The sequence below is a fragment of the Azospirillum sp. Sh1 genome, from assembly GCF_008365135.1.
Taxonomy (GTDB): Bacteria; Pseudomonadota; Alphaproteobacteria; order Azospirillales; family Azospirillaceae; genus Azospirillum; species Azospirillum oryzae.
Map to the genome: position 1 here is coordinate 46,135 of NZ_VTTK01000009.1, position 25,246 is coordinate 71,380.

20 protein-coding genes are annotated in these 25,246 nt (G+C 68.9%); 9 read left to right on the forward strand and 11 right to left on the reverse strand.

What is annotated here, in order from left to right; all coding sequences use genetic code 11:
- The first annotated feature begins 664 nt into the window (after positions 1-664).
- Together msrP and FZ029_RS11565 are read left to right on the forward strand one after the other, a co-directional pair.
- Entirely contained in the window at positions 665-1,612 is a 948-nt protein-coding gene (gene msrP / locus FZ029_RS11560; protein ID WP_149269368.1) for a protein-methionine-sulfoxide reductase catalytic subunit MsrP, read from the forward strand.
- Between the two features lie 2 nt (positions 1,613-1,614).
- Positions 1,615-2,391 carry a protein-methionine-sulfoxide reductase heme-binding subunit MsrQ gene (locus FZ029_RS11565; protein WP_149269369.1) on the forward strand — a complete coding sequence of 259 codons (777 nt, stop codon included), beginning with the start codon at positions 1,615-1,617 and terminating at the stop codon, positions 2,389-2,391.
- Here the strand turns inward: FZ029_RS11565 and FZ029_RS11570 are convergent.
- The 8 genes from FZ029_RS11570 to FZ029_RS11605 form a co-directional block, all read right to left on the reverse strand.
- A complete protein-coding gene (locus FZ029_RS11570; protein WP_149269370.1) occupies positions 2,303-2,980 on the reverse strand; it encodes a dienelactone hydrolase family protein in 678 nt (225 codons plus the stop codon). The genes FZ029_RS11565 and FZ029_RS11570 overlap by 89 nt on opposite strands.
- A gap of 192 nt (positions 2,981-3,172) precedes the next feature.
- Positions 3,173-5,212: an AsmA family protein gene (locus FZ029_RS11575; RefSeq protein ID WP_149269371.1), complete on the reverse strand. Its 2,040-nt coding sequence runs from the start codon at positions 5,210-5,212 to the stop codon at positions 3,173-3,175.
- 72 nt (positions 5,213-5,284) lie between these two features.
- Positions 5,285-7,066 (reverse strand): SulP family inorganic anion transporter, encoded by a 1,782-nt coding sequence (locus FZ029_RS11580; RefSeq protein ID WP_149269372.1) that lies wholly within the window; start codon positions 7,064-7,066, stop codon positions 5,285-5,287.
- Between the two features lie 82 nt (positions 7,067-7,148).
- Positions 7,149-7,409 (reverse strand): helix-turn-helix transcriptional regulator, encoded by a 261-nt coding sequence (locus FZ029_RS11585; RefSeq protein ID WP_149199315.1) that lies wholly within the window; start codon positions 7,407-7,409, stop codon positions 7,149-7,151.
- 123 nt (positions 7,410-7,532) lie between these two features.
- Positions 7,533-8,894: an FAD/NAD(P)-binding oxidoreductase gene (locus tag FZ029_RS11590; protein WP_149269373.1), complete on the reverse strand. Its 1,362-nt coding sequence runs from the start codon at positions 8,892-8,894 to the stop codon at positions 7,533-7,535.
- The gene (locus FZ029_RS11595) at positions 8,891-9,220 is read right to left on the reverse strand and encodes a (2Fe-2S)-binding protein (RefSeq protein ID WP_149269374.1); all 330 of its coding nucleotides are present in this window, start codon (positions 9,218-9,220) and stop codon (positions 8,891-8,893) included. Before FZ029_RS11595 ends, FZ029_RS11590 begins: the two co-directional genes overlap by 4 nt.
- Positions 9,217-11,205 carry a hydantoinase B/oxoprolinase family protein gene (locus FZ029_RS11600; protein WP_149269375.1) on the reverse strand — a complete coding sequence of 663 codons (1,989 nt, stop codon included), beginning with the start codon at positions 11,203-11,205 and terminating at the stop codon, positions 9,217-9,219. The genes FZ029_RS11595 and FZ029_RS11600 overlap by 4 nt, the downstream gene beginning before the upstream one ends.
- Positions 11,206-11,210: 5 nt before the next feature.
- The gene (locus FZ029_RS11605) at positions 11,211-13,259 is read right to left on the reverse strand and encodes a hydantoinase/oxoprolinase family protein (RefSeq protein ID WP_149269376.1); all 2,049 of its coding nucleotides are present in this window, start codon (positions 13,257-13,259) and stop codon (positions 11,211-11,213) included.
- A gap of 252 nt (positions 13,260-13,511) precedes the next feature.
- Between FZ029_RS11605 and FZ029_RS11610 the strand changes: the two genes are divergently transcribed.
- A complete protein-coding gene (locus FZ029_RS11610; protein ID WP_149269377.1) occupies positions 13,512-14,657 on the forward strand; it encodes an FAD-binding oxidoreductase in 1,146 nt (381 codons plus the stop codon).
- Positions 14,658-14,681: 24 nt separating this feature from the next.
- On the opposite strand, the gene FZ029_RS11615 is transcribed toward FZ029_RS11610, so the two are convergent.
- On the reverse strand, positions 14,682-15,671 hold the full coding sequence (locus FZ029_RS11615; RefSeq protein ID WP_149269378.1) for a DMT family transporter: 990 nt from the start codon (positions 15,669-15,671) through the stop codon (positions 14,682-14,684).
- Positions 15,672-15,707: 36 nt separating this feature from the next.
- A complete protein-coding gene (locus FZ029_RS11620) occupies positions 15,708-16,631 on the reverse strand; it encodes a GNAT family N-acetyltransferase (RefSeq protein WP_188051904.1) in 924 nt (307 codons plus the stop codon).
- 304 nt (positions 16,632-16,935) lie between these two features.
- Here FZ029_RS11620 and argE point away from each other — a divergent pair, with 304 nt between their 5' ends.
- From argE to FZ029_RS11650, 6 genes are all read left to right on the forward strand, one after another.
- Positions 16,936-18,060, forward strand: a complete 1,125-nt coding sequence (gene argE, locus FZ029_RS11625) for an acetylornithine deacetylase (RefSeq protein WP_149269379.1) — start codon at positions 16,936-16,938, stop codon at positions 18,058-18,060.
- 40 nt (positions 18,061-18,100) lie between these two features.
- Positions 18,101-19,024, forward strand: coding sequence for a glyoxylate/hydroxypyruvate reductase A (locus tag FZ029_RS11630; RefSeq protein WP_149269380.1), 924 nt, complete (start codon positions 18,101-18,103; stop codon positions 19,022-19,024).
- A gap of 56 nt (positions 19,025-19,080) precedes the next feature.
- On the forward strand, positions 19,081-19,434 hold the full coding sequence (locus tag FZ029_RS11635) for a cupin domain-containing protein (RefSeq protein WP_149269381.1): 354 nt from the start codon (positions 19,081-19,083) through the stop codon (positions 19,432-19,434).
- Between the two features lie 9 nt (positions 19,435-19,443).
- The gene (locus tag FZ029_RS11640) at positions 19,444-20,907 is read left to right on the forward strand and encodes an aldehyde dehydrogenase family protein (protein WP_149269382.1); all 1,464 of its coding nucleotides are present in this window, start codon (positions 19,444-19,446) and stop codon (positions 20,905-20,907) included.
- 237 nt (positions 20,908-21,144) lie between these two features.
- On the forward strand, positions 21,145-22,188 hold the full coding sequence (locus tag FZ029_RS11645; RefSeq protein ID WP_149269383.1) for a tartrate dehydrogenase: 1,044 nt from the start codon (positions 21,145-21,147) through the stop codon (positions 22,186-22,188).
- Between the two features lie 43 nt (positions 22,189-22,231).
- Positions 22,232-23,692, forward strand: a complete 1,461-nt coding sequence (locus tag FZ029_RS11650) for an NAD-dependent succinate-semialdehyde dehydrogenase (protein WP_149269384.1) — start codon at positions 22,232-22,234, stop codon at positions 23,690-23,692.
- A 243-nt stretch (positions 23,693-23,935) separates the two neighbouring features.
- On the opposite strand, the gene FZ029_RS11660 is transcribed toward FZ029_RS11650, so the two are convergent.
- Entirely contained in the window at positions 23,936-25,210 is a 1,275-nt protein-coding gene (locus FZ029_RS11660; RefSeq protein ID WP_149269385.1) for an FAD-binding oxidoreductase, read from the reverse strand.
- Between the last annotated feature and the right edge of the window lie 36 nt (positions 25,211-25,246).

The following is a 25,246-nucleotide window of genomic DNA, read 5'->3' on the forward strand; positions in this document are numbered from 1 at the left end:
GTGCGTACACCACTCCAGTCCGAAGAGTGACTGCGCAGTCCTACAGTCCCGCACGATGAAGTAAAGGCGATTCCGGTCAATTTAGCCTTTCGTAGGCGGCCCAAATTCGTGCGGAAGGATTATGCCTATGACTTATGACGGAGACGGCCGGTTCTTGAGCTTAACCGGCCTCATCAGCTCGTTCATTCAGCCGAACGACCATTGCGCACCAAGCGGATACCGGAACGATTCACCCGTCGTCATCGTTAAGGATCCAGCCACGGCGGGTCTTTTCGGCACCGGCCGCCTGGCGCGGGGCAAGACGACACAACCTTCTTCACAGCCCGGGGCTTGGCCATGACTCTGTGGACATTTACCATGCAGGCTTCGATGTGCTGCATGCTCTCTTGGATGCGCGCCTGCCACCAGGGCGTGGCCTTGGCCCATTCTTTCGCCGGAATGCCCGGATTGCCGATGCTCAACCCGCCGCGCCCTCCGGCCGACGTCCTGCCCTTTCCGGCGCGGCGCGCGGGGCGCGGCGGCGGGCTCGGTGGACCGGCAGTGGTGATCCCGCTGGGACGGCGCTGAATCCCCGCTCACGCAATCGTGTAGACCCTGTGATTTGCCGGCGGCCGGCTGCGGACCTATGGTTAGTGGCAGGAATGGTCCGTTCGGGAGAGGGTCGATGCTGTTCAAATTCCCCACCGCGTCGCAAGCGCGCGAAGACGAGGTGACGCCGCGGGAGCTTTTCCTGTCGCGCCGCAGCCTGATGGCCGGTGGCGCCGCCGCGATGGCGCTTGGCAGCCTGCCGGTGTGGAGCGGCAACGCTCTGGCCGCCGCCTTCGAGGCGCAGACCACGATCAAGCCGGCCGATCCCAAGTTCGATCCGACGACGCCGATGAAGTCGGCTACCACCTACAACAACTTTTACGAGTTCGGCACCGGCAAGAGCGATCCGGCCGAGAATGCCGGCACGCTGAAGATCCGCCCGTGGGAAATCGCCATCGGCGGCGAGGTCGCCAAGCCGATGACCATCGGCATCGAGGAGATGCTGAAATTCCCGATGGAGGAGCGCATCTATCGCCTGCGTTGCGTCGAAGGCTGGTCGATGGTGATCCCCTGGGTCGGTTTCCCGCTGGCCGAACTGCTGAAGCGGGTGGAGCCGACCGGCAACGCCAAATACGTCGCCTTCCAGACCCTGAACGATCCCAAGCAGATGCCGGGCCTGCGCTCCTGGGTGCTGGACTGGCCCTATACCGAGGGGCTGCGGCTGGATGAGGCGATGCACCCCCTGGCCTTGCTTGCCGTCGGCATGTATGGCGAGGTTCTGCCCAACCAGAACGGCGCACCGATTCGGCTGGTGGTGCCGTGGAAGTACGGCTTCAAGTCGATCAAGTCGATCGTCAAGATCACGCTGACGAAGGACCAGCCGGCGACCGCCTGGAACAAGTCGCAGCCGCGTGAGTACGGCTTCTACTCCAACGTCAATCCGGAGGTCGACCACCCGCGCTGGAGCCAGGCGACGGAACGGCGGGTCGGCGAATTCTCCCGCCGCAAGACGCTGCCCTTCAACGGCTATGGCGAAGAGGTCGCGTCGCTCTATGCCGGGATGGACCTGAAAGCGAATTTCTGACGATGGCCGACTCCATAGCCTCCGCCGGCAGCGTCGATTGGCGTGCCGCCGCCAATGCCCTCCTTGCGTCCCGCTGGGCCAAGCCGGTCGTCTTCACCGCCGCCCTGGTTCCCCTGGTCTGGACCGTCTGGCTCGCCTACACCGGCGAGCTGGGAGCCGAACCGGTGCTGGAAAGCGTCAAGGCCAGCGGGCTCTGGGCCCTGCGCTTCCTTCTGATCGCGTTGGCGCTGACGCCGCTGCGCATGCTGACGGGCGTGGCCGGGTTGGCGCGCTTCCGCCGGATGCTGGGTCTGTTCGCCTTCTTCTATGCCTGCGTCCACCTGTCCACCTACATCGGGCTGGACCAGTTCTTCGACTGGCCGGCGATCTGGAAGGAGATCGTCAAGCGGCCCTACATCACGGTCGGCATGGGCGCCTACCTGATCCTGACGGCGCTGGCCGCCACCTCAACCGACGGCATGGTCAAGCGGATGGGTGGCAAGAACTGGCGCGCCCTGCATCGGTGCGTGTTCGTCGCCGGGCTGGCCGGCTGCCTGCACTTCATCATGCTGGTGAAGGGCTGGCAGACGACGCCGCTGATCTATGCGCTGATCTGCATCGGGCTGCTGGCCTTCCGCCGCTGGCCGATCCGGCTGGGACGGCCGACGGACAGGCGGCGGAAGGACGCAAAGCCGATCGGAACGCGGCCGGTCAGAACACCGCCCGCAACAGCCCTACGGTCCGGCGAAGCGCCAGAACCGCACTTTCCGGATGGAAGCTCCCCCGCTCGTCGCAGTTGAAGCCGTGGCCGGCCGGATAGACATGCACCGGCACCCACGGATAGCGCGAGCTTACCCCCTCGGCGACCGACAGCGGGATGGCGTGGTCCTGCTCGCCGAAATGCAGCAGGGTCGGCACCCGTGGGGCGCTGTCCAGCGTCTTGCCGATCTCCCCGCCGTAATAGCCGATGGCCGCGCGCACCGGCAGAGCCGAGGCCGCCGCCCAGGCGATGCTGCCGCCCCAGCAATAGCCGACGATGGCGGCCGATCCCTCACCGCCCAGATGGGCCAGCGCAGCGGCGACGTCCTGCAGGGCATCGGCGGTCGCGACCGCGCCCTTCAGCGCGATGCCCCTCTGGATGCCGGCATCGTCATAGGTCAATTCGACCCCGCGCTCGGCCCGGTCGAACAGATCCGGCGCCACTGTGGTGAAGCCCTGCTTGGCGAAGCCATCGCAGACGCTGCGGATGTGGTGGTTGATGCCGAAGATCTCCGGCGCCACGATCAGGCGACCGATCTCCTCGCCCTTGGCCGGCGCCCGATAGGCGCGCAGCCGGTGGCCGTCCGCCGCCGTCAACTCGATCCAGCCGGCGGCTGATGCGTCACTCATGTCCCGAATCCTCATCTTGCGAGACCGTCCAGGCGGTCATTGCCCAGGATCATAGGGCGCTGGACCGTCACGGCAACTGGCGACAGGGCAGCGGATCGCCGCGATGGTCATATCCACCCTTCCGTTCGCATTAATGCTCCGTTACAGCGTGGATTGCGGCCACGATTGCCGGCTCCGCCATTCCCGGCGTCCTCACCGGCCGAACAGATCCTTGAGGGCCGGCGGCAACTGTCCGCCGGGAATGGGCAGGGGAAGGTTTCCCGCCGGCTTGTCGGCGGTGCCGGAATTGCCGGAATTGCCTGAACCGAGGACGCCGCCGAGGATTTCGGCCGGTGAGGCGCCTTCCTTCAGGCGCCTTACCGCCTCTGCGGCCTTCGCCGGATCCTTTATGGCCGATAGAGCGACCCCGCTGAAATCGGGCTGGATCGAGGGTGCGCCGAAGCTCCCCGTCACCAGGACTGGGATCGTCACGCCGGCCTGTTCGAATTGCCCGCCCTGCCCCTTCAGGCTGGAGGTCACGGTCGGATCGAGGCGGAGGTCCAGCCGCCGATCCGGCAACGAAACCGTGCCTGCCCCTTCCACGCGGAAGATCGGCGCCAGCATGCGCAGGTCGCCGGTGCGGGCCACGCCGTGATCGATGCGGAAGTTGCCCCCGAACTCGGCGAAGTCGGTTTCGCGTGCAGCGGCCTGCAGCCGCCCGGTGGCGGCGGCGACCGGATCGCGGAGGATGGCCGCGATGTTGATCCCCCGCAGCGCGCCGTCGCGGAACAGGATGTGGGTCGTGCCCATCAGGGCGGACACCAGCGCCTTCTGGCTGCCGCCGGCCGAGGTCACGTCGATGTCCAGCGCGGTGGTGCCGCGGATCACGTTGGTCCCGGCGAAGGTCGCCAGCACCTGTTCGGCCTGCAGGCCGTTGGCGGTCATCTTCAGCCCGTAGCTCGCCGGTTGCTTCGTAGCGTCCAACTTCACTGCGCTGCTGGTGCGGCCGCCGAAGGCGGAAAGGTCCGGCACATCGACCGCCAGAACGCCGTCCCGAAGGGCGATGCTGGTCCGGGTGGGCCCGATTTCGATGCCCCGGATTCTGGTCCCCTTGCTGTCGACGACCGCATCCAGGTTCAGACGCCGCAGCGACGAAACGTCGATCGGCTCGTCGCTCCAGCCGGCGGCGGCGGAACCGGGGCCCGATCCCTGGGCCGGCACACCCCGGGCTGGAGCAGGGGCGGGAAGGAAACGGTCGAGATCGATCGGATCGACCGACGCCCGCAGCGTCACGGCCGGCACCTTGACGGACCAATCGGCGCGCACCGCACCGCTCGCCTTGGCATCGTCGAGCATCAGGTTGAAATCGTCCAGCGACGCCTGAGGCCCACCGAGGCCGGCCTTGCCGGTGAGATGGACCGTCCGCACCGGCAGCGTCCCCGCGTTCGGAACCCCCAGCCACCCGGCCAGGGCGGGAAGGTCCGGCACCGACGCCGTCAGCGGCCCGCCGGTACGACCGTCGGCCTCCGGTTTCGCATCCAGCTTGACCTCGAACAGGTCGGATGCCAGTTGCCCGCGCACCGCCGTCGGATTGCCGGCGGCCAGCGCCCGCGGGGAGTCGATCTGGGCCGTCAGGGTCAGCGCACGGCCATTGACCGCGGCATGGCCTTCGATATGGGCCGGCGTGTCGAGATCGGGCATCGCCACCACGAGCGACCCATCCGACAGGGCGATGGACTGGCCGGACCGCTGGTCGGTGTAGCTGGCAACCACATTGCCGATGCGCACATCGCCGAAACGCAGGTCGGGAAGCTCTTGCGTCTTCGCCCCGGCCGGACCGGCGGGCGGGGCAGCCCGACCGCCATCCTGGCCGCCGAAGTCCCAATTGCCGCGCCCGGCGGTGTCCGCCACCAGATTGGCCCGCAGGCCGTCGACATGCAGACGCTCCAACTCCACGGTGCCGTGCAGCAGGGGCCACAGCGGCATTTCCAGCTCGGCGCTCCCGACCTCCACCATCGGCGGGCGTCCGCTGCCGGGCACATCGGACAGAGCCGCCGATGCGACCGCCGCTTTCAGACGCGGGAACAGGGTTATCGAGGCGATCCGGAGATCGAGATCGCGGCCGGTGCGCTCCTTCACCGCCGCGGCGATGCGCTGGGCAATGAAATCCCCGGTCAGGACAAAGGGCAGAGCGGCCACCGCGACGACGACCATACCGACGATGACGGCCAGTGCGATCAGCAGCTTTCTCATGACGACCCCCTTTGCCGCGGAGAGGGCACCGCTTGGACGGCGCCCGCCTCCCGAGCCGGACAACAGGCGATCCTACCCCTCGTTGCCCCGCCACGTCTCGGCGGATACGTCCGCCCCGGCAGTCATACGCCCATCGTTCCGCCGCAGCTTCCGAAGGCTGACCTCGATCGTCCGTTCGTAGGCGACGAGAGGCGGCTTGAGCCCATGGTTGAACAGGTCCTGCCGCAGCGCGTGGCTGGTTCCGGTCAGGATCACCTTCACGCCGCGCCGGGCCGCCTTGTGCGCCAGCCCTTCGATGGTGTTGGCGGCGGTGGAATCGAGAAACGGCACGGCGCCGAAATCGACGATCAGCACCCGATGCGTGTCGGCGATGCGGTCGAGCACCGAGCCGATGGAGGCCGCCGCGCCGAAGAAGAACACGCCGGAGATCCGGTAGATGACCACATCGGGATCGGCGGCGGCTTCATTGTAAGGCGTGCGGGCGGAGGAGGCACCGTCGGGCCGATCCTCGGCGACGAACGGAGTCTGGCTTTCGATCGCCGTCACCTTCGACATGCGATGGATGAACAGCACCGAGCCGAGCGCGAAGCCGATGACGATGGCTTCCGACAGACCGCGGAAGATGGTGAGCAGGAAGGTCGACAGCAGCACCGCGGCGTCCCCGCGCGAGGAGCGCAACAGCAGCGCGAACGCCGGCTTCTCGACCATGTTCCAGGACACGACCGCCAGCACGCCGGCAAGGCTGGCCAGCGGAATGAAGCTGGCCAGCGGCGCCGCGACCAGCACGAAGACCAGCAGGAACGCGGAGTGCAGCATGCCGGAAACCGGCCCATGGGCACCGGCGCGAACATTGGTCGCCGTACGGGCGATGGTGCCGGTGACGCAGAATCCGCCGAACAGGGCCGAGGCGACGTTGGCGGCACCCTGCCCGACCAGTTCGCAGTTGGAGCGATGGCGGCGCCCGGTCATGCCGTCGGCGACCACCGCCGAGAGCAGCGATTCGATGGAGCCGAGCAGCGCGAACGACACGGCGCTCGGCAGAACCGCCTGGATCTTGTCGAGGGTGATGGCCGGGAGGCTCGGCATCGGCAGGCCCGGCGGAATGCCGCCGAAATCCGTGCCGATCGTCGCGACCTTCAGGCCAAGGCCGGCGGTGACGGCGGCACTTCCGGCAACGGCGATCAGCATGCCCGGCCAGTGGGGTCGCAGGACTTTCAGCCCGGTGATGATGCCGATCGACCCCAGGGCCAGCCCGACCGCCGCAGGGCTCGCCGTCGGCAGGCTCGACCACAGCACCGGCAGCTTGTCGAGCAGCGGTCCCGGCTCCGGCACGCCCAGGCGGAGCCCGAGCAGATCCTTGATCTGACTGGCGAAGATGATGACGGCAATGCCGGCGGTGAAGCCGACCGTCACCGGATAGGGCATGAATTTGATATATGTGCCCAACTGGAGAAAGCCGATGGCCGCCAGTATCAGGCCGGACAGCATGGTGGCGAGGATCAGCCCGTCCATGCCGTGCGCCTGGACCGTGGCGGCGACCAGCACGATGAAGGCGCCGGCGGGGCCGCCGATCTGGAACCGGCTGCCGCCGAGAGCGGACACCAGAAAGCCGCCGAAGATCGCGGTGTAAAGCCCCTGGGCCGGCGACGCGCCGGACGCGATGGCGATCGCCATGGAAAGCGGAAGCGCGACGATGGCCACCGTCAGCCCGGCGATCGCATCGGCGCGGAAATTCGATAATCCGTACCCCTCGCGCAGAATGGTGACGAGCTTCGGGGTGAACAATTCGGCGAAGGTGGGCTGACGGGGTTTGGAGATAGGGGGCTGGGAAATCGGTTCGGTTCGGGCTGTCATCTGTCCGGCGGCCTTCAATAAGGCGGCGGGATCGTCGGCATCAGGTCGGCGGTCGCCGTCGCGGGTTCGATCAGGTGTGGCGTCAGGATTTTTCCGTCGGTGTCCTCAACCGGACGCCTCGGCCGCCGGCGATGCTTTGCGCATTCTCGCCGATCAGTTCGATTCCGGCCTGGGTGAGGGCTTCGACGACCTTGGTCAGGCTGTCGACCACGCCGCGCACGTTTCCGTCGCTCGCCTCCATGCGCTGGATGGTCGGAACGGACAGTCCGGCCATTTCGGCGAGTGTCTTCTGGTCGATCCCCAGGAGCGCCCGAGCGGCGCGCATCTGCGAAGCCGTGATCATCCTGCATACCACGCTGATACATCATTAGACATATTCAGATCATGTACAATCATGTTTTAAATATCAACATGGATGTTCAAGGATGCAGCGGCGGGGGCCGGCCGCGGAGGCCCCCGCCACGGCTCATTCCTCCTCCAGCAAGGCGCTGACCGGCATCGGCCGGACCGGGGCCTGAGCGCGCAGGCGCCCCACCTCACCGGCATGCGCAAGCCCGCCGGTGACGGCGATCAGATCGGCCGCCGCAAGCTGGCAATAGCGGCCCTGGCAACGCCCCATCCCGGCACGGCCCAGCGACTTCACCCGGTTGGCCTCCGCCCCGCCATAGGCGGCCGTTTCACGCACCGCGCCGGCGGTGATCCCCTCGCAACGGCAGAGAACCGTGTCGTCGGGCAGGGCGCGCACCTGCTCAGTCGGCCAGGGGAAGGCGCGGGCGATCCCGCGTGCGAAGCGCTCCAGCCTGTCGAGCCGCTTGAGGTCGGCAGCGGTGTCCGGCGCCGGCAGGCCCAGATCGGACAGACAGGCGGCGGCGGTGAGGCGCCCGGCGACCTCCGCCCCATCGGCACCCAGCAGGCGCAGACCGTCGCCGGCCAGATAGACGCCGTCCCCGGCACGGCCCATCCGATCGGTGCAGGGCAACCATTGCGACCATGTCGCGTCGTAGGCGAACCGGCAGCCGGCGAGATCGGCAAGCTGGGTTTCCGCCTTCAGATGCCAGCCCAGCCCAACCGCGTCGCACGCCGTCCGCCGCGCCTGCCCGCCGGCATCCGTCCAGCGAATCGCCGTCACCCCGGTGTCCGAGGCTTCAATTCCCTCCAGAACCACCCCGGCATGGTAGAGCCGCCCGAGCCGCGCCCGCATCGCCAGCCCTTGCAGGGCGAAGGACGGACGGACGGCAAGGTCGCGGAAGGCGGCGATCTGGGCGCGCATGCCGGCGGTATCGAGGACCGCGGCGACCTCTGCCCCGGCTTTCAGCAGCTGCGTCGCCAGCAGGGTCAGCAGCGGCCCCGACCCGGCCAGCACGATCCGCCGCCCCATCGCCACACCCTGGGCCTTCAGCGCGATCTGCATCGCCCCCAGGCTGTAGACGCCGGGCGCCTGCCAGCCCGGCAGCGGGGCGAGGCGGTCGGTCGCCCCGGTCGCCAGGATCAGCCGGTCATAGCCGATCCGGCGGCTTCCGCTTTCGCCGACCGTGTGCAGCGTCCCGTCGGCCAGGGCGACGACTGACCGGCGCGGCAGATGGACGATGCGGCCGGCCGCCACCAGCCCGTCGAAGGCGGTGTGCAGCGCCACCGCCTTGCCGGCCTGAGAGCCATAGAGCGTCGCGGGCGGACGGGTGAAGCCGTCGGGCGGGCGGCGGTAGATCTGCCCGCCGGCCCGCGCGCCCTCGTCGATCACCGTCGGGCGCAGCCCGGCCGCCGCCAGCGTTTGGGCCGCACGGATCCCGGCGGGGCCGGCGCCGACGATCACAACCTGCGGCTCGGTCATGGCCAATCCCTCCGCGTCCGGGTCTGTAGCCGCATGCCCTCGGCCACCGGGGTGGAGCAGGCGCGGATGCGCGGCCCCTGTTCCTGCCAGATCCAGCAATCCTGGCAGGCCCCCATCAGGCAGAAGCCGGCGCGCCGCTCGGGGCCGAATTCCGCCTGCCGCAGAGCCGGGGCGTTGGTGAGGATCGCCGTAAGCACCGTATCGCCCGTCAGCGCCATCCGCTCCGCCCCATCCAACAGGAAGCGGACCGGCTGCCGCCCCGTCTCGGCCAGCCTGACCAACCGGCCGCCGGGTTCCGGCGGGGCGCCGAACGCCGTCCCGCTCATTCCGCCGCCTCCCGGACCATGGCCTTGGAACGGGGCATCTCGGGGAAGCGGGCGTAGACCTCCTCAAGCGCGGCCTCCACCCCCTCGCCCCCGGAACGGCCGGCCATGCGGCTGAAGATTTCCGTCTTGGCGAAGAAGCGCCAGTGGATCGGCAGGCCGTCCAGGGTCCGCGTCAGGAAATCATAGGCGACAGGGGTCCATTGCCGCTCGTACCCTTCGCGCTCCGGCCCGAAATGGAAATGCCCGGTGGGCGACGGCCGGTCCGCGCGCAGCCGGTCGGTGGCCGCTGCGTCCAGCACGCCGTCGCGGATGACGACGCCATACTCCCGCTCCGCCGCCTCGACGGAGACGTAGCCGCGCGCCACGTCGCGGGCCACCCGCCATGCCTCCCGCGTGATGGGATCGCCGCGACCGCCGCCGCCGGCCGAGCGGATGTCCAGCACGTCGCCGGGCTGCAGCACCGCGGTGTCGATGTTGCCCAGCCGCCGTTCGCCCGGCGTGCCGGGATTGACCACCATGTCCGACAGCCCCGCCGCCCGGCCGCCCAGCACGCCCCAGGGGCGGAAGAAGCCACGGTCGCGGTTGCGCGCGGTGATCCGGGTGTCGGGGGAGAAGACGCGGAAGGCCATGTGGGTGGCGAGCCCGCCACGCCAGCGGCCGGCCCCGCCGCTGTCGGTCGCCAGCCCGTAGCGGACGAACTCCACCGGGGTTTCCATCTCGGTGATCTCGATCGGCGTGTTCTTGAGATAGGCCGCGTCGGCCCCGGAGCCGTTGGTGCCGTCACGGTGCGGCATGCCGCCGCCGCCGCCGACCACCGGATTGACAGCGGCGATGATGCGGTTGCCCGTCCGCTCGTCGGTGGTCATCACGTTCACGATGCAGTTGTTGCCGGCCGGCGCCGCCGGAAGCCGCTCCGGCACCGCCTGGGAGAAGGCGCCGAAGATCACCGAGCGCAGCCGCGCGCAGGTCAGCGACCGCATCCCCACCGCCGCCGGGAAGGTCGGGTTCAGGACCGTCCCTTCCGGCGCGATGCAGGTGAAGGGCCGGGTCAGTCCGGTGTTCAGCAGGATTTTCGGATTGAGGGTGTAGAGGACGTAATAGACCCCGACCAGCAGGATGGTGTGCCGCGGATCGCCGCCCGACGGCACGTTGAGCGAGGAGGCGAGTTGCGGGTCCGAGCCGGTGAAGTCCAGGATCGCCTCGTCGCCCCTGATCCTCAGGGTCAGCTTCAGACGGCAGGGGTTGGCGGCGACCGAATCCTCGTCGGCGTAGTCGGCGAACACCCACTCCCCGTCGGGCATGGCGCGCAGGATGTCGCGGGCCTGCGCCTCGGCATGGTCCAGCAGCGCGTCGACACCATCGAGGAAGGCGGCCTTGCCGAACTTCTCCACCATGGCGAGGATCTTGCGCTCCCCGGTGTTGAGCGCGCCGACCAGGGCCTTGATGTCGCCGATGTTCAGGTCGGGTTTGCGGACGTTGGTGGTCATGATCCGCAGGATCTGCTCGTCGAACACCCCTTCGCGGACCAGCTTCATCGGCGGGAAGCGGATGCCTTCCTGATGGATTTCGGTCAGCGCCCGCGACAGCGAGGCCGGAACGGCGCCGCCCATGTCGGTGTTGTGGATGTGCCCGCCGGTCCAGGCGATGATCTCGTCCTTGTAGAAGACCGGCTTCCACAGGTGAGTGTCGGGGGCGTGGGTCGCGACGAAGCCGGAATAGGGATCGTTGGTGAAGGCGACGTCGCCCGGCCGGTAATCCTCGATCATGGCGATGGCACGGCCATAGGTCAGGCCCGGATACCAGGTCGCCCCCAACTCCATCGGCACGCCGAAGGTCTCACCCCGGCGGTTCAGCAACATGACGGTGAAATCCTCCGTCTCCTTGACGAAGGCGGAATGGGCGGTGCGCTGCAGCGTGTGGGCCATGTTCTCGGCCGCCGAGCGCGCGTGGTTCGCCAGAACCTGAAGCTTCATACGGTCAAACACAGCGATCACTCCGCAAAGGTCAGGTGGAGGTTGAGGTGCGCGTCGACACGGGCTTCGGTCCCGGCCGGGATGGCGAAGGTGGTGTCCTCCTGGGCGACGATGGCCGGCCCCTGGAAGCGCGATCCGGCCTGCAGGTCCGCGCGGCGATACAGCCCGACCGGGGTCACGACGCCGCCGGTGAAGACCGGGACGGTTCGCTCCGGCGACGCGGCGCGCGGCTCGTCCTGCGCGGTGGGGAAGTGCAGCGCCGGCCCGTTGCCGATGGCCGACAGGCGCAGGTTGACGATCTCGATCCGCCCGTCGGGGTCGTCGAAATCGTAAAGACGCGCGTGCGCCGCATGGAAGGCGGCGGCGATGGCGCCGGGGTCGTCTCCATCCAGCCAGGAGTGGTCCAGCGGCGTCTCGATCTCATAGCTCTGGCCGGCATAGCGCATGTCGGCGACGATCATCAGCTCGACCGCGCCGGAATGGCCCTGGGCCGCGAGCCAGTCGCGCCCTTCCGCGCCCATCGCGGCGAAGGCTTCGCGCAGCGTCGGCATCAGCCCGGCATTCAATTCCGCGAACAGGGTGCGGACGAAATCGCCGCGCAGGTCGGCGACCAGCCCACCCAGCGCCGACACCACGCCCGGCCAGCGCGGAGCGACGACGCGCGGCATCCCCAACTCGCGCGCCAGGAAAACCCCCAGCATCGGCCCGCCGCCGCCGAACGGCATCAGCGCAAAGTCCCGCACGTCGACACCGGCACGCGCCGCCATCTTCTCGACCTCCGCGAACATTTCCGATACGGCGACATCGAGAATGGCCTGCGCGGTGGCCTCCACCGAACGGCACAGCTCGTCGGCCAACCGCCGGACGGCGGCGCGGGCAAGATCGACGTCCATCCGCAGCTGCCCGTAGGCCATCTGGCTGTGGCCGAGCCAGCCGCACACCACCATCGCGTCGGTCACCGTCGCACATTCGCCGCCACGGCCATAGCAGGCCGGACCCGGCGTCGATCCGGCCGACTCCGGCCCGACGCGCAGCACCCCCTGCCCGTCGACGCTGGCGATCGACCCGCCGCCGATGCCGATGGAGCTGACCGAAACCGATGGGATGTGCAGCGGAAACTCACCGATCATCTCGCCGGTGCCGAACTGGGCCTGACCGTCGATGATGAGCGCGAAATCGGCCGAGGTGCCGCCGATGTCGAGCGTCAGGATGCGCGGCTCTCCCGCCTGCCGGGCCAGCCACGCCGCGCCGTTGACGCCCGAAGCGGCACCGGACAGCAGCATGTGGACGCAGGCCCGCTTGCCCTCCGCCGCATTCATCACGCCGCCGTTGGATTTGGTCAGCAGCGGGCGGGCGGGCACCCCGCGCCCGGCCAGCCGCTCCTCCAGCGCCGACAGGTAGCCGGAAATCCGGGGATGCACATAGGCATTCAGAATTGCAGTCGTCGTCCGCTCATACTCGCGGATCACCGGCCAGACCTCGGCGGAGGTGAAGACGAACAGGTCGGGGGCGAGCCGGGCAATCTCCTCCTTCACCGCATTCTCGTGGCCGCCGTCGCGCCAGGAATGGAGGAAGGCGACGACGACGCCCACCGCTCCCTTGGCCTTGAGGGCCGCCACGGCCTCGGCGACGGCCGCCATGTCGGGAGCCTGCCGCTCCGTCCCGTCGGACCGCAGGCGGGCCGGAATGCCGAAGATCATGTCGCGCGCCACAAGCTGGTCGGGGCGCGAGCAGAACAGCGAATAGGTGTCGGGCATGCGCAGCCGGGCGAGTTCGATCACATCCTCGAACCCCGCATTGGTCAGCAGCGCCAGCGGCGCGCCCTTGCGCTGGATGACCGTGTTCATCCCCACCGTCGTGCCGTGCACGAAGCGGGTGACGGCGCGCGGGTCCATCCCTTCGCGCTCGGCCAGCAGGGTCAGTCCGGTCATCAGTTCCGCGCCGGGATCGTCCGGCGTCGTCAGCACCTTCAGCGACGCGACCCGGCCCGACCGGGTGTCCAGCGCGCAGAAATCGATGAAGGTCCCGCCGATATCGACGCCGACCTTCCAATCGGCCTCACCCATGCCCCCGTCCATCTTTGCTCCCTTCTGCAAGTCAGCCTGTGCTGGGCAAAAAGCTGACATGGCGGGGCGAAGGCGGTCTAAGACCCAATGAAAGCAAACGCATAAGGCGGACTTATGCACCGGGCCTCCAATGGCTCGATCCATAGCCCGGCCTTATGGGACCATGCCCAACCCGTCTTTGACCCGTTCGCCGGTCATGGGCAGCCTGACCGATGGGGCGGAGCCGCGTCCGCCCGCATGTGGGAGAGGTCGATGAGGGTTATCGTGCTGGGCGGCGGGTTGATGGGATCGGCCGCCGCCTTTTTCCTGGCCCGGCGCGGCCTACGCGTCACGGTGCTGGAACGCAACCGCGTCGGCACGGGCGCCACCGTCGCGTCCTTCGGCAACATCCGCCGCAGCGGGCGCTATCTGCCGCAACTGCCGCTCGCCCATCGGTCGCGGGCGCTGTGGGGCGAGGCGGAGCAACTGCTGGGCCGCGACGTGGAGTTTCGTGCCACCGGCCACCTGCGGCTGGTGTTCGACGAGGATGGGCTGGCCGACATGCGCCGCTACATCGCCGACGCCCGGCCATGGGGGCTGGAGTTGGATGAGCTGACGCCGCCGGAGATCCGCCGCCGCTTTCCGGGGCTGGGGCCGGGCGCCATCGCCGCTTCGTTCTCGCCGCAGGACGGCAGCGGTAATCCGCGCCTGATCGCCCCTGCCTTCGCCGACGCCGCCCGCCGACTGGGCGCCGAGATCGTCGAGGAGTGCGGGCCGGTGGAGGTATCGGCGACGGGTTCGGGATTCGAAGCGGTGACGCGGCGGGGCCGTTTCACCGCCGACTGTCTGCTGAACGCTGCCGGCGCCTGGGGCGCGCGCGTCGCCGCCGGCTTCGGCGAGCCTGTGCCGATGTCGGCATACGGACCGCAGATGGGCGTCACCGAACCGCTGCCGCACAGGATCCTGCCGGTGGTCGGCATGTGGTCGCGGGCGGGCGGGGACGGCTATCTCCGTCAGGTCGAACGCGGCAACATCGTCTTCGGTGGCGCGGCGGAGCGTGTGCCGGTGCCGCTCGACCCCGGCCACGCCAAGGCGGACCCGGCGCGGCTGCCCGGACAATTGCGCGGCTTGGTCCGGCTGCTGCCGGCGATCGCCGACGTGACGGTGATCCGCACCTGGTCGGGCTGCGAAGGCTATGTTGCCGACAAGCTGCCGGTCATGGGGCCGTCGGCGACGACGCCGGGACTGTTCCACGCCTTCGGCTTCAGCGGCCACGGCTTCCAGCTCGGTCCCGGCGTCGGCGACGTGATGGCGGAGATCATCGCCACCGGGCGCACCGATACGCCGCTGCAGGATTTCCGCATCGACCGTTTCCAGACCGCCGGCCGGCCGGTGAGCCTGGAAGCGGGACAGTCCTGACCGGAAGCCGATCCGGCCCGCGCTTCAGCGCGCGGGCCGCAGGGCTGCGGACCGGGTGGTGAAGCGGCCGGCCAAGGGGACCACCAGCGCCGAGGCGGCGATGACGGAGGCTCCGGCCAGGCTGGCCGGCGACGGCAGCAGGCCGAAGATCGCCGCATCGAGGATCAGCGCCCACAGCATGGCGGTGTAGTCGAACGGCGCCTGGGTCGACACCGGCGCGCGGGCCATCGCCTCGGTCATGGTGATGTGCGCCAGGCCGCCGGTGACGCCTGCGCCGACGAGAAAAGCCAGCGAATGGGCCGTTGGGGTGCTCCAGCCGAATGGCAGGCTTGCCAGTCCGCCGAGCGCGCAGAGGAGGGCGAAGTAGAAGGCGATGGTCCCCGGCGCTTCGGTCGCGGTCAGCGTCTTGATCTCGACCCGCCCGGCGGCGGTCGCGACGGCCATGGCCAGCCCGGCCGCCACCCCGATGATGGTGTTCCGATCCAGCGTCGGCCCTTCGAAGGCGGGGGCGAGCATCAGGACCACCCCGGCAAAGCCGGTCAGCGCCGCACCGATGGCGACGGCACCCGGCCGCTCCCGCAGGAACAGCATGGCGGCCGGCACCGCGAACAGCGGAGCCAGGAAGCCCAGCGCCGTCGCCAGCGCCAGCGGCAGATAGGCCAGCGAAATGAAGGAGAGCACCATCGCCGCGCCGCCATAAAGGTTGCGCTTCAGATGCCCAACCGGCTGCCGTGTCTTCAGGGCCGAAGGGAATTGCCGGCGCCACATCAGATAGGCCACGATCGGCGGCAGGGCGAAGGCGCTGCGGTAGAAGACGATCTGTCCGATCGGCGCCTCGACGGTGGCCAACCGGACGAACAGCGACATCACCACGAACAGCCCGGCCGACACCAGCCGAAGCAGCACGCCGCTGCGGATGCCGGAGGGGGTTAGTTCGGGCGGCGATTCTGGCAGAGGTTCGGGCGGAGACACGGACTGGGGGCCGGCGGAGGGTTCCGGCGTCTGTCCCGGCATGATCGGCTCATCCTTTTTATAAAAGCCGGTGGCGGCTCAACCCAGAGCCTGGGTGGCGAGTGCGAAGGTGATGGGACGGTCCGGCCCGCGCGTCGCCGGATCGGTCAGCGGCGCGCCCAGCGACATGGTCAGAACCGTGTCCTTGATCCGCAGGCCGGATCGCGCAATGAACAGCGGGAAGAGTCCTTCGTCCAGATGGGTGTCCAGACGCAGGAAACGGCCGTGATGCTCGTCCACGTGGGGTTGGACCACGGCAACCGCATCCTCATCCAGCCCGGCGACCACCGGACCGACGACATGGCCGCGGCCGAAGGGTCGGCAGAGGGCGAAGGCCGCCAGCCTGCCGTCGCGCTCCAGCCCATAGCCGACCGACTGCTCGAACAGCCGCGCGATCAGCCCGGCGCGCGAGGTTCCGAAGGCGCGTTCGTCCAGCGCCGTCACCGCCGCCAGATCCGCCGCCGCCAGCCGCCGTACCGGCTCCGCGGAGGCAGGCCGGTCGCCGCCCCGCGCCTCGCCCTGGCATTGGAACACGGTCCGATGGCCGATGAAGCCGAGCGAACGGTACAGCGCCAGCGCGGCACGGGTGGCGTTGAGCCGGTAGGTCCGCCCGGCCGACGCCGACAACACCCGCTTCATCAGCCATTCGCCGACCCCCAGCGATTGCAGCCGGGGCGAGGTCATGACCATGCCGATGGTCGCGAAATCGTCGCCGTGGGGAAACCACATCGCCGACGCCAGGACGCGGTCGATCTCGTCGAGGGCGACGACACCATGACCGACCTCGCGCGCGAACTGCCAATCCTCCGCACGGTGCGGCCAGCCCACCGAAATCGACAGCGCCTGCAAGCGCTCAAGGTCGATGTCGGCGACGTCGGCCATGCGCACGTCGAAGGCGTCGACCGTCAGGGAGGGCGGTAACGCACCGTCCCCCGGTCCATCCGCAAGCCCGCGTTCGCTCAAAGCTGCCTCCTCCCCGGAGTTTCCATAGCGTGAGGCGGTGCGCCTTTTGGTCAACCGACATGCCTTAGCCACCCACCGTCGCCTGAGACTACCGGGGGACCCACCGCACAATTCACCGCAAAGCACCGGCTCGGCACAACAATCCTCCAAATCACCCATGCATTCAGCATGGAATGGAGCGCCCGCCCGCTAAGATCGTGACTGTCGCAGCCGCCGAGGCCGCCACCCCTCTCCGCACATCGCAGCGAACCCGAAAAAGCCCCCCGCGCCCATGGCGCGCAGCATGGGACAAGGTGAGGCCGCCATGACCGTGATCGACATCCTCAAGGACCTGATCGCCTTTCCCTCCGTCGTCGGAACCCCCAACGGCGCCATCGTCGACGGGATTCGCGGCATTCTGGAAGGTGCCGGGGTGCGCGTCCGGGTTCTGCCGGGGCCGGAGGGCGACCGGTACAACCTGTTCGCCACCATCGGTCCGGCGATGGTTCCGGGCTATGTGCTGTCCGGTCACATGGACGTGGTTCCCGCCACCGAACCCGAATGGACCAGCGATCCGTTCCGGATGCGCGCCGACGGCGACCGGCTCTACGGGCGCGGCACCTCCGACATGAAGGGCTTCATCGCGGCGGCGCTGGCGGCCTTGCCGGCCCTGACCGCCGCCCCGCTGGCCCGGCCGATCCATCTGGCCTTCACCTATGACGAGGAGGCCGGCTGCCAGGGCGCGCCGCATCTTCTGCCGCATCTGCCCGACCTGTGCGCGCCGCCGCTGGGCGTCATCGTCGGGGAGCCGAGCGGCCTGCGCGCCGTCCGCGCCCACAAGGGCAAGGCGGCTGCCCGGCTGACCGTGCGCGGACGCTCCGGCCATTCCTCCCGCCCCGACCAGGGGCTGAACGCCATCCACGCCATGGCAGACGCGCTGACCGCCGCCGTCGCCCAGGCCGACCGGCTGACCCAAGGGCCACTGGATTCGGTGTTCGAGCCGCCCTATTCCTCGCTGCAGGTCGGCACCATCCAGGGCGGGCTTGCGGTGAACATCATTCCCGATGCCTGCACCGCCGAGTTCGAAGCCCGCGCCATCGCCGGCATCGACCCCGTCACCCTGCTGGAGCCGGTGCGCGAGGCCGCGGAGCGGCTGGAGGAGCGCGGCTTCGCCGTCGACTGGACACAGACCGGCGCCTATCCCGCCCTGTTCCTGGCCGCCCGCTCGCCGTTGGCCCGCCTGCTGGAGGAGCTGACCGGGCAGGAACCACTGGCCGCCGTCAGCTATGGCACGGAGGCCGGCCTGTACCAGACCGCCGGGATCGACGCGATCATCTGCGGCCCCGGCGACATCGCGCGGGCACATCGTCCCAACGAACACATCCTGATCGAGGAACTGAACGCCTGCCAGTCGATGATCGAGGCGCTGGGCCAGCGCTGCCGTCTCTGACAGTCGCTCGACCCAGCCGCGCGCCGCCAAAGGGGCTCAAATGACCTTCCTGTTCAATTCCGATGCCGTGCGGGGCGCCATTTTCGCCGAGGCCTTCGCCCGCGAGCTGCCGGACCTGCCCTTTTCGATGGATCCGGCCGCCGTCGATCCCGACGCGGTGCGCTACCTGATCACCTGGACCATCCCGGACAACCTCGCCCGCTACCGCAACCTGGAGATCGTCTTCTCGATCGGGGCCGGGGTCGACCAGTTCGCCATGACCGCCCTGCCGCCGTCCGTGAAGGTGGTGCGCATGGTGGAGGACGGCATCGTCCGCATGATGCAGGAATACGCCACGCTGGCCGTGCTGACCCTGCATCGCCAGATGCCGGCCTACCGCGCCCAGCAGGCAGCCTGCGTCTGGCGCCCCCTGCCCCAGCCGCAGGCGGCGCAACGCAGGGTCGGCGTGCTGGGGCTGGGCGTGCTGGGTCAGGCGGTGCTGGAGCGGCTGAAGCCCTTCGGCTTTCCGCTGGCGGGCTGGAGCCGGTCGCCGCGCGACCTGGACGGCGTGACCTGCCATCACGGCGCCGACGGCCTCGACGCGATGCTGGCCGAAACGGACATCCTGATCGTCCTGCTGCCGCTGACCCCGGACACCCGTGGGTTCCTCGATGCGGCTCTGTTGGCCAAGCTGCCCAGAGGCGCCGCGCTGATCCACACCGGACGCGGGCCGCAGTTGAACCATGCGGCGCTGCTGGATGCGCTCGACAGCGGCCAACTGTCCGGCGCGGTGGTCGACGTGACGGATCCGGAGCCGCTGCCGGCCGACCATCCCTTCTGGACCCATCCGAACATCGTGCTGACCCCGCACATCGCCAGCATCACCCAGCCGGACGGCGCCGCGCGCGCGGTCATCGGCAACCTTCGCCGGCATTTCGCCGGGGAGGACCCGGTGGGGCTGGTCGACCGCCGGCGCGGCTATTGACGCCGGCGCCCCTTTCTCTCCCTGCGGCAAAGCCGCTCGCCAACAAGGATTCCTTCATGTCGCTCCTGAAGACCATCGATACCGCCCCGACCTTCGCCCCGCGTGAATCGACTCCGATGCCGGACCGGCTGATCGCCGGGTCGCCCGCCTTCAAGACATGGGCGCAGGACGCCGCCAAGGACGACACCGTCAAGACCGGCGTGTGGGAAGCGACGCCGGGCGAAACCCGCTCGATCAAGGGCGAGACCTTCGAGTTCTGCCACATCCTGTCCGGCGTCGTCGAAATCACCCCGGACGCCGGCGAGCCGGTGGTCTACCGGGCGGGCGACAGCTTCGTCATGAAGCCGGGCTTCACCGGCGTGTGGAAGACCATCGAGACGGTCCGCAAGATCTACGTCACCATCAGCTGAGGGTGCGTCATGAGCCTGTCCTTCGACCCGGACCGCCTGCCGCTGCCCACCGGCCACTTCATCGGCGACCGTCTGATCCCGGCGGAGGACGGGCTGCCCATGCACCGCCCGTCGGACGGCCGGGCCTATGCCGACTGCCCGGTGGCCTCATCCGACCTCGTCGATGAGGCGGTCGCCACCGCGCACGCCGCCCTGAAGTCCAGCAACTGGGGCGGCGTGCGCCCGCGAGAACGCACCGCCGTGCTGCAGCGCTGGGCCGCCCTGATCGAGGAGGAGGCGGAGACCCTGGCGAAGGTGGAGGCCCTGTCCTCCACCCGTCCGGTCGGGCAATTGGTCGCCGGCGACGTCGCGGTGACGGCCGAGCAGATCCGCTTCTTCGCCGAGTTCGCCGACAAGGAGGGCGGCGACCTCGCCCCCACCGACGACGGCAGTTTCGGCATGGTGATGACGGAACCCTACGGCGTCGTCGGCGCCATTACGCCATGGAACTTCCCGCTGTCGATGGCGGGCTGGAAGCTCGGCCCGGCACTGGCCGCCGGCAACGCGGTGGTGCTGAAGCCGTCGGAAATGACGCCCTTCTCCACCGTCCTGCTGGCGCAGCTGGCGGTGAAGGCGGGGGTTCCCGCCGGCCTGATCAACATCGTCCAGGGCGACGGTCCGACCACCGGCGCCGCCATCACCCGCCATCCCGGCATCGCCAAGGTCAGCTTCACCGGATCGACGGCGGCGGGCTCGGCGATCATGGCCGACATCGCCCGCACGGGCGTCAAGCCGATGACGCTGGAACTGGGCGGCAAGAGCCCGCAAATCGTCTTTGCCGACGCCGACCTGGAGAAGGCCGCAGCATCCGTCGCCACCAGCGTGCTGTCCAACGCCGGCCAGGCCTGCGTCGCCGGATCGCGCCTGCTGGTCGAAGCCAGTGTGGCAGAACCGCTGATCGCGATGATCCTGGGTCACATGCGCGCCGTCCGCCCCGGCCCGACCTGGGACGAGAAAACACGCTATTCCCCCATCATCTCCGAACGGCAGCGCGCCCGCATCCATGCCATCGTCACCGCCTCGCTGACCGGATCGGTGGAGTGCCTGACCGGCGGCGGCCCGATGGAGGGCGACGGGTATTTCTACGCGCCGACCCTGCTGGCCGGTGTCGACCAGACCTCCCCCGCCGTGATGGAGGAAATCTTCGGCCCGGTCCTGACCGTGCAGAGCTTCGATACCGAGGAGGAGGCGATGGCGATGGCCGACCATCCCACCTACGGGCTCGCCGCCGGCCTCTACACCCGCGACCTGTCGCGCGCCATCCGCCTGACCCGGCGACTGCAGGCCGGAACGGTGTGGGTCAACCGCTATGGCCGCTCGCGCGACCACATCCTGCCGACCGGCGGCTACAAGCGCTCCGGCATCGGAAAGGACCTGGGCCGCGAGGCCTATCTCGCCAACCGCCGCAGCAAAAGCGTGCTGATCGGCCTGTAATCGATAGGCCTTCAACCCGATGAAAACCGAGGGTAATCGCACATGAGAACCGCATTCCTTTGAATGGACTTTCGTCATCCCCGCGAAGGCGGGGATCCAGTGTTCGCAGAGCGAATCTGGTGGGAAAGCCTGGATCCCCGCCTTCGCGGGGATGACGGGTTTCCTTGGGAAAGCGCGCGATATCCGTTTGCGAATGCCCTGAATGAAAACCGACAATTGCCGATAAAGGGACGTTCGATGAAAACCCACAACATCGCGATCATCAAGGGCGACGGCATCGGGCATCCTGTGGTCGATGCCGCCTGGGAAGTCCTGCAGGCCGCGGCGAAGCAGTCGGGATTCGCGCTGACCGGCACCGAGATGCCGTGGTCCTGCGCCCATTACAAGGAAACCGGCGTCATGATGCCGGCCGACGGCATCGACACGCTGCGCAAGTACGACGCCATCCTGCTGGGCGCCGTCGGCTGGCCGGCGGAGGTGCCGGACGCCGTGTCGCTGCACGGGCTGCTGCTGCCCATCCGCAAGGCGTTCGACCAGTACGCCAATGTCCGCCCGCACCGGCTGCTGCCGGGGGTGGAGGGGCCGCTGCGCCGCGGCGGTTTCGACATCCTCTGCATCCGCGAGAACACCGAGGGCGAATATGCCGGTGCCGGCGGGCGAATCCATCAGGGAACGCCGCAAGAGGTGGCGGTGGAGACCGGCGTCTTCACCCGCATGGGGGTGGAACGCATCCTGCGCTTCGCCTTCGCCCAGGCCCGCGCCCGGCGCGGAAAGCTGGCCTCCGTCACCAAGTCGAACGCGCAAAAATACTCGATGGTGTTCTGGGACGAGATCACCCGCCAGCTGGCCGCCGAATACCCGGACGTCGAGGTCACCAGCTATCACGTCGACGCCATGGCGGCGCGCATGGTGACGGCGCCGGAGAGCCTGGACGTCGTGGTCGCCTCCAACCTGTTCGGCGACATCCTCACCGATCTGGGCGCGGCGATCCAAGGCGGGCTGGGCTTCGCCGCCTCGGCCAACCTGAACCCCGACCGCAAGGCGCCGTCGATGTTCGAACCGGTGCACGGCTCGGCGCCCGACATCGCCCATCTCGGCATCGCCAACCCGATCGCCGCCATCTGGTCGGGCGCGATGATGTTGGAGCATCTGGGGGAAAAGGCCGCCGCCGACTGCGTGATGGCGGCGCTGGGCGACACCACCGGACGCGGCATCGGCACGGTTCCCGGCAAGGACAGGACGGACGCGATCACCACCGCCGTGCTGTCGGCGCTGTCGTAATGCCGGCCATTTCAAGAATACCCGAAGCGGAAAACACACGATCATGACCCATCACCTGACGGACCCCTCCCTGTTCCGCGAACAGGGGCTGATCGGCGGGCGCTGGTGCGACGGGGTGGCCGGACGGACCATCGATGTCCAGAACCCGGCGACCGGCCGCCCCCTCGGCAGCGTTCCCGACATGGACGGCACCGACGCCCGCGACGCCATCGCCGCGGCTGCCGAAGCCTACCCCGCCTGGCGCCGGCGCACCCATGCCGACCGCGCCGCGCTTCTGGAGCGCTGGCATGCCCTGATGATCGAGAATCTGGAGGATCTGGCCCGCCTCCTGACGCTGGAGCAGGGCAAGCCGCTGGATGAGGCGCGGGGCGAGATCCGCTATGGCGCCTCCTTCGTCAAATGGTTCGCCGAGGAGGCACGGCGGATCGGCGGCACCACCATCCCCTCCCCCACCCCGGACCGTCGCATCGTCGTGCTGAAGGAGCCGGTCGGCGTCTGCGGCATCATCACGCCGTGGAACTTCCCCAACGCCATGATCACCCGCAAGGTGGCCCCGGCCCTGGCCGCCGGCTGCACCGTGGTCATCAAGCCGTCGGACTTCACGCCATACTCGGCGCTGGCGCTGGGCGTTTTGGCCGAACGCGCGGGCATCCCGGCCGGCGTGATCAACATCCTGACCGGCCGCCCGGAAGCCATCGGCGAGGAAATCCTGGCGAACGAGACCGTCCGCAAGATTTCCTTCACCGGCTCCACCCGCGTCGGTTCCCTGCTGATGCGCGGGGCCGCCGCCGGCATCAAGCGGCTGAGCCTGGAACTGGGCGGCAACGCACCCTTCATCGTGTTCGACGACGCCGATTTGGATCAGGCGGTGGAAGGCGTCATCCTGTCCAAGTTCCGCAACGGCGGACAGACCTGCGTCTGCGCCAACCGCATCCTGGTGCAGGCGAGCGTCTACGACGCCTTCCGCGACCGGCTGGTCGCCCGCGTCAACGCCATGCGGGTGGGATCGGGGCTGGAGCCGGGGGTCGCCATCGGACCGATGATCAACGCCGCCGCCGTCGAAAAGATCGAGCGCCACGTCGCCGACGCGGTGTCCAAGGGGGCGAGCATCGCGTCCGCCGCCGCCGTCACGGTGGCGGGTGCGCAGTTCGTCGCCCCGGTGGTGCTGACCGATGCCACCACCGACATGCTGCTCGCCCATGAGGAAACCTTCGGCCCGGTGGCACCGCTGTTCCGCTTCGAGACGGAGGAGGAGGCCATCGCGCTCGCCAACGCCACGCCCTTCGGGCTGGCCGCCTATTTCTACACGCAGAACCTCGCGCGGTCCTGGCGGGTCGGCGAAGCGCTGGAGGCCGGCATGGTCGGGCTGAACACCGGCCTGATCTCCACCGAGGTCGCTCCCTTCGGCGGCGTCAAGCAGTCGGGCCTGGGCCGCGAAGGGGCGCAGGTGGGGATCGAGGAGTATCTGGAGATGAAGACCTTCCACATCGGCGGATTGGGCTGAGGCCCGGAGCGCCGCATTCAACCCCCTCTCCCGCCCCGGGAGAGGGAAGGGGCCCATGCGGAGCATGGGAAGGGTGAGGGGTGATCCAAGGAACCATGCGCTTCACAATTCTTGGGTCACCCCTCACCCTCCCGCCTTCGGCGGGTCCCTCCCTCTCCCAGGACGGGAGAGGGTGATTTTCGCAAAATGCAATGACCCCTGGGCTAACCACCCAGGGGTTCATTTTTCAACCCTCCCAGGCCGTCACTGAATCCGGTCGAGCGCCTTGTAGTACAGCCCCACCAGCGGCAGGAACCAGGGCTTGCCGAAATGCCCCGGCACCGCGGGCCAGGACAGGCCCTTCAGCGGGTTCTTGTCCTCCCGTCCCAGGATCGCATCGGCCATGGTCATGCCGAGATGGGTGGACAACTGCGCCCCGTGGCCGGAGTAGCCCATTGCGTACCACAGCCCGTCGTGATAGCCGGCGCGCGGGTAGCGGTCGCTGGTCATGTCCACCAGCCCGCCCCAGCAGTAATCGATGTCGATGCTGGCGATCTGCGGGAAGATCCGTGCGAGGCTCGCCCGCAAAATCGCCCCGCTCTTGGCGTCGGACTGCTGGTCCGAGCTTGCCGAGAAGCGCGCCCGGCCGCCGAAGATCAGCCGCCGGTCGGGCGACAGGCGGAAGTAGTTGCCGATGTTCATCGATGTGACGTAGGTGCGGTTGCCCGGCACCACCGACGCGATCTCACCGTCGCTCAGCGGCCGGGTGGCGATGATGAAGCTGCCGACCGAGATGATGCGGCGTCGGAAATGGCTGAAATTCGGCGTGGTGTAGGCGCCGGTCGCCACCAGCACCTCTTTGGCGGTCACCGTTCCGCGCGGGGTGGACAGCGTGTGGCGATCGCCCGATCGGGTGATGGCGCCGACCGGCGCGTTCTCGACCAGCACCGCGCCATGCCGCTTGGCGGCACCCGCCAGCCCGGTGACGAAGCGGCCCATATGCATCATGGCGCTCTTGCGCGACAGCATCGCCCCGTAAAACGGCGAGCCCACCTCCCCCTTCAGATCCTCGGCGCTCAGCAGGGCGGTGTCTGGATCGACCTCGCGGTGCACGACCTCGAAATTGCGGGCGATGGTGTCGAAATGCGCCGGCTTCGAGGCCAGCTTCAGTTTTCCGGCATGTCGGAAATCGCACTCGATCCCCTCCTCGGCGATCAGCGCTTCCAGCGTGTCGATGGACTGGTCGAAGGCGCGGTAGAGCGCGATGGCGCGCTCCGTCCCCAAGGCGGCCTTGGCGGCGATGAAGCTGTGCGCCAGACCGTTGTTGAGGTGCCCGCCGTTGCGCCCGGACGCCCCGCCGCCGATGCGGCCGGCCTCCAGCACGATCACCCGCGCGCCGGCCTTGGCCAGCTGGCGGGCGGCACCCAGGCCGGTGAACCCCCCTCCGACGATGGCGACGTCGTAATCGCCCTCGACGGCCCCCTCGGCCCCGCCCGCGAAGGCGGGAGCGGTGTCGTGCCAGTAGGAGACGAATTTCATGACCTGGGTCCTTCTCATGACAGCCTGAACCGTGAA

Coding starts and splice junctions, on each gene's coding strand:
- msrP (WP_149269368.1), top strand. CDS start 665: ATGCTGTTCAAATTCCCCACCGCGTCGCAAGCGCGCGAAGACGAGGTG.
- FZ029_RS11565 (WP_149269369.1), top strand. CDS start 1,615: ATGGCCGACTCCATAGCCTCCGCCGGCAGCGTCGATTGGCGTGCCGCC.
- FZ029_RS11570 (WP_149269370.1), bottom strand. CDS start 2,980: ATGAGTGACGCATCAGCCGCCGGCTGGATCGAGTTGACGGCGGCGGAC.
- FZ029_RS11575 (WP_149269371.1), bottom strand. CDS start 5,212: ATGAGAAAGCTGCTGATCGCACTGGCCGTCATCGTCGGTATGGTCGTC.
- FZ029_RS11580 (WP_149269372.1), bottom strand. CDS start 7,066: ATGACAGCCCGAACCGAACCGATTTCCCAGCCCCCTATCTCCAAACCC.
- FZ029_RS11585 (WP_149199315.1), bottom strand. CDS start 7,409: ATGATCACGGCTTCGCAGATGCGCGCCGCTCGGGCGCTCCTGGGGATC.
- FZ029_RS11590 (WP_149269373.1), bottom strand. CDS start 8,894: ATGACCGAGCCGCAGGTTGTGATCGTCGGCGCCGGCCCCGCCGGGATC.
- FZ029_RS11595 (WP_149269374.1), bottom strand. CDS start 9,220: ATGAGCGGGACGGCGTTCGGCGCCCCGCCGGAACCCGGCGGCCGGTTG.
- FZ029_RS11605 (WP_149269376.1), bottom strand. CDS start 13,259: ATGGGTGAGGCCGATTGGAAGGTCGGCGTCGATATCGGCGGGACCTTC.
- FZ029_RS11610 (WP_149269377.1), top strand. CDS start 13,512: ATGAGGGTTATCGTGCTGGGCGGCGGGTTGATGGGATCGGCCGCCGCC.
- FZ029_RS11615 (WP_149269378.1), bottom strand. CDS start 15,671: ATGCCGGGACAGACGCCGGAACCCTCCGCCGGCCCCCAGTCCGTGTCT.
- argE (WP_149269379.1), top strand. CDS start 16,936: ATGACCGTGATCGACATCCTCAAGGACCTGATCGCCTTTCCCTCCGTC.
- FZ029_RS11630 (WP_149269380.1), top strand. CDS start 18,101: ATGACCTTCCTGTTCAATTCCGATGCCGTGCGGGGCGCCATTTTCGCC.
- FZ029_RS11635 (WP_149269381.1), top strand. CDS start 19,081: ATGTCGCTCCTGAAGACCATCGATACCGCCCCGACCTTCGCCCCGCGT.
- FZ029_RS11640 (WP_149269382.1), top strand. CDS start 19,444: ATGAGCCTGTCCTTCGACCCGGACCGCCTGCCGCTGCCCACCGGCCAC.
- FZ029_RS11645 (WP_149269383.1), top strand. CDS start 21,145: ATGAAAACCCACAACATCGCGATCATCAAGGGCGACGGCATCGGGCAT.
- FZ029_RS11650 (WP_149269384.1), top strand. CDS start 22,232: ATGACCCATCACCTGACGGACCCCTCCCTGTTCCGCGAACAGGGGCTG.
- FZ029_RS11660 (WP_149269385.1), bottom strand. CDS start 25,210: ATGAAATTCGTCTCCTACTGGCACGACACCGCTCCCGCCTTCGCGGGC.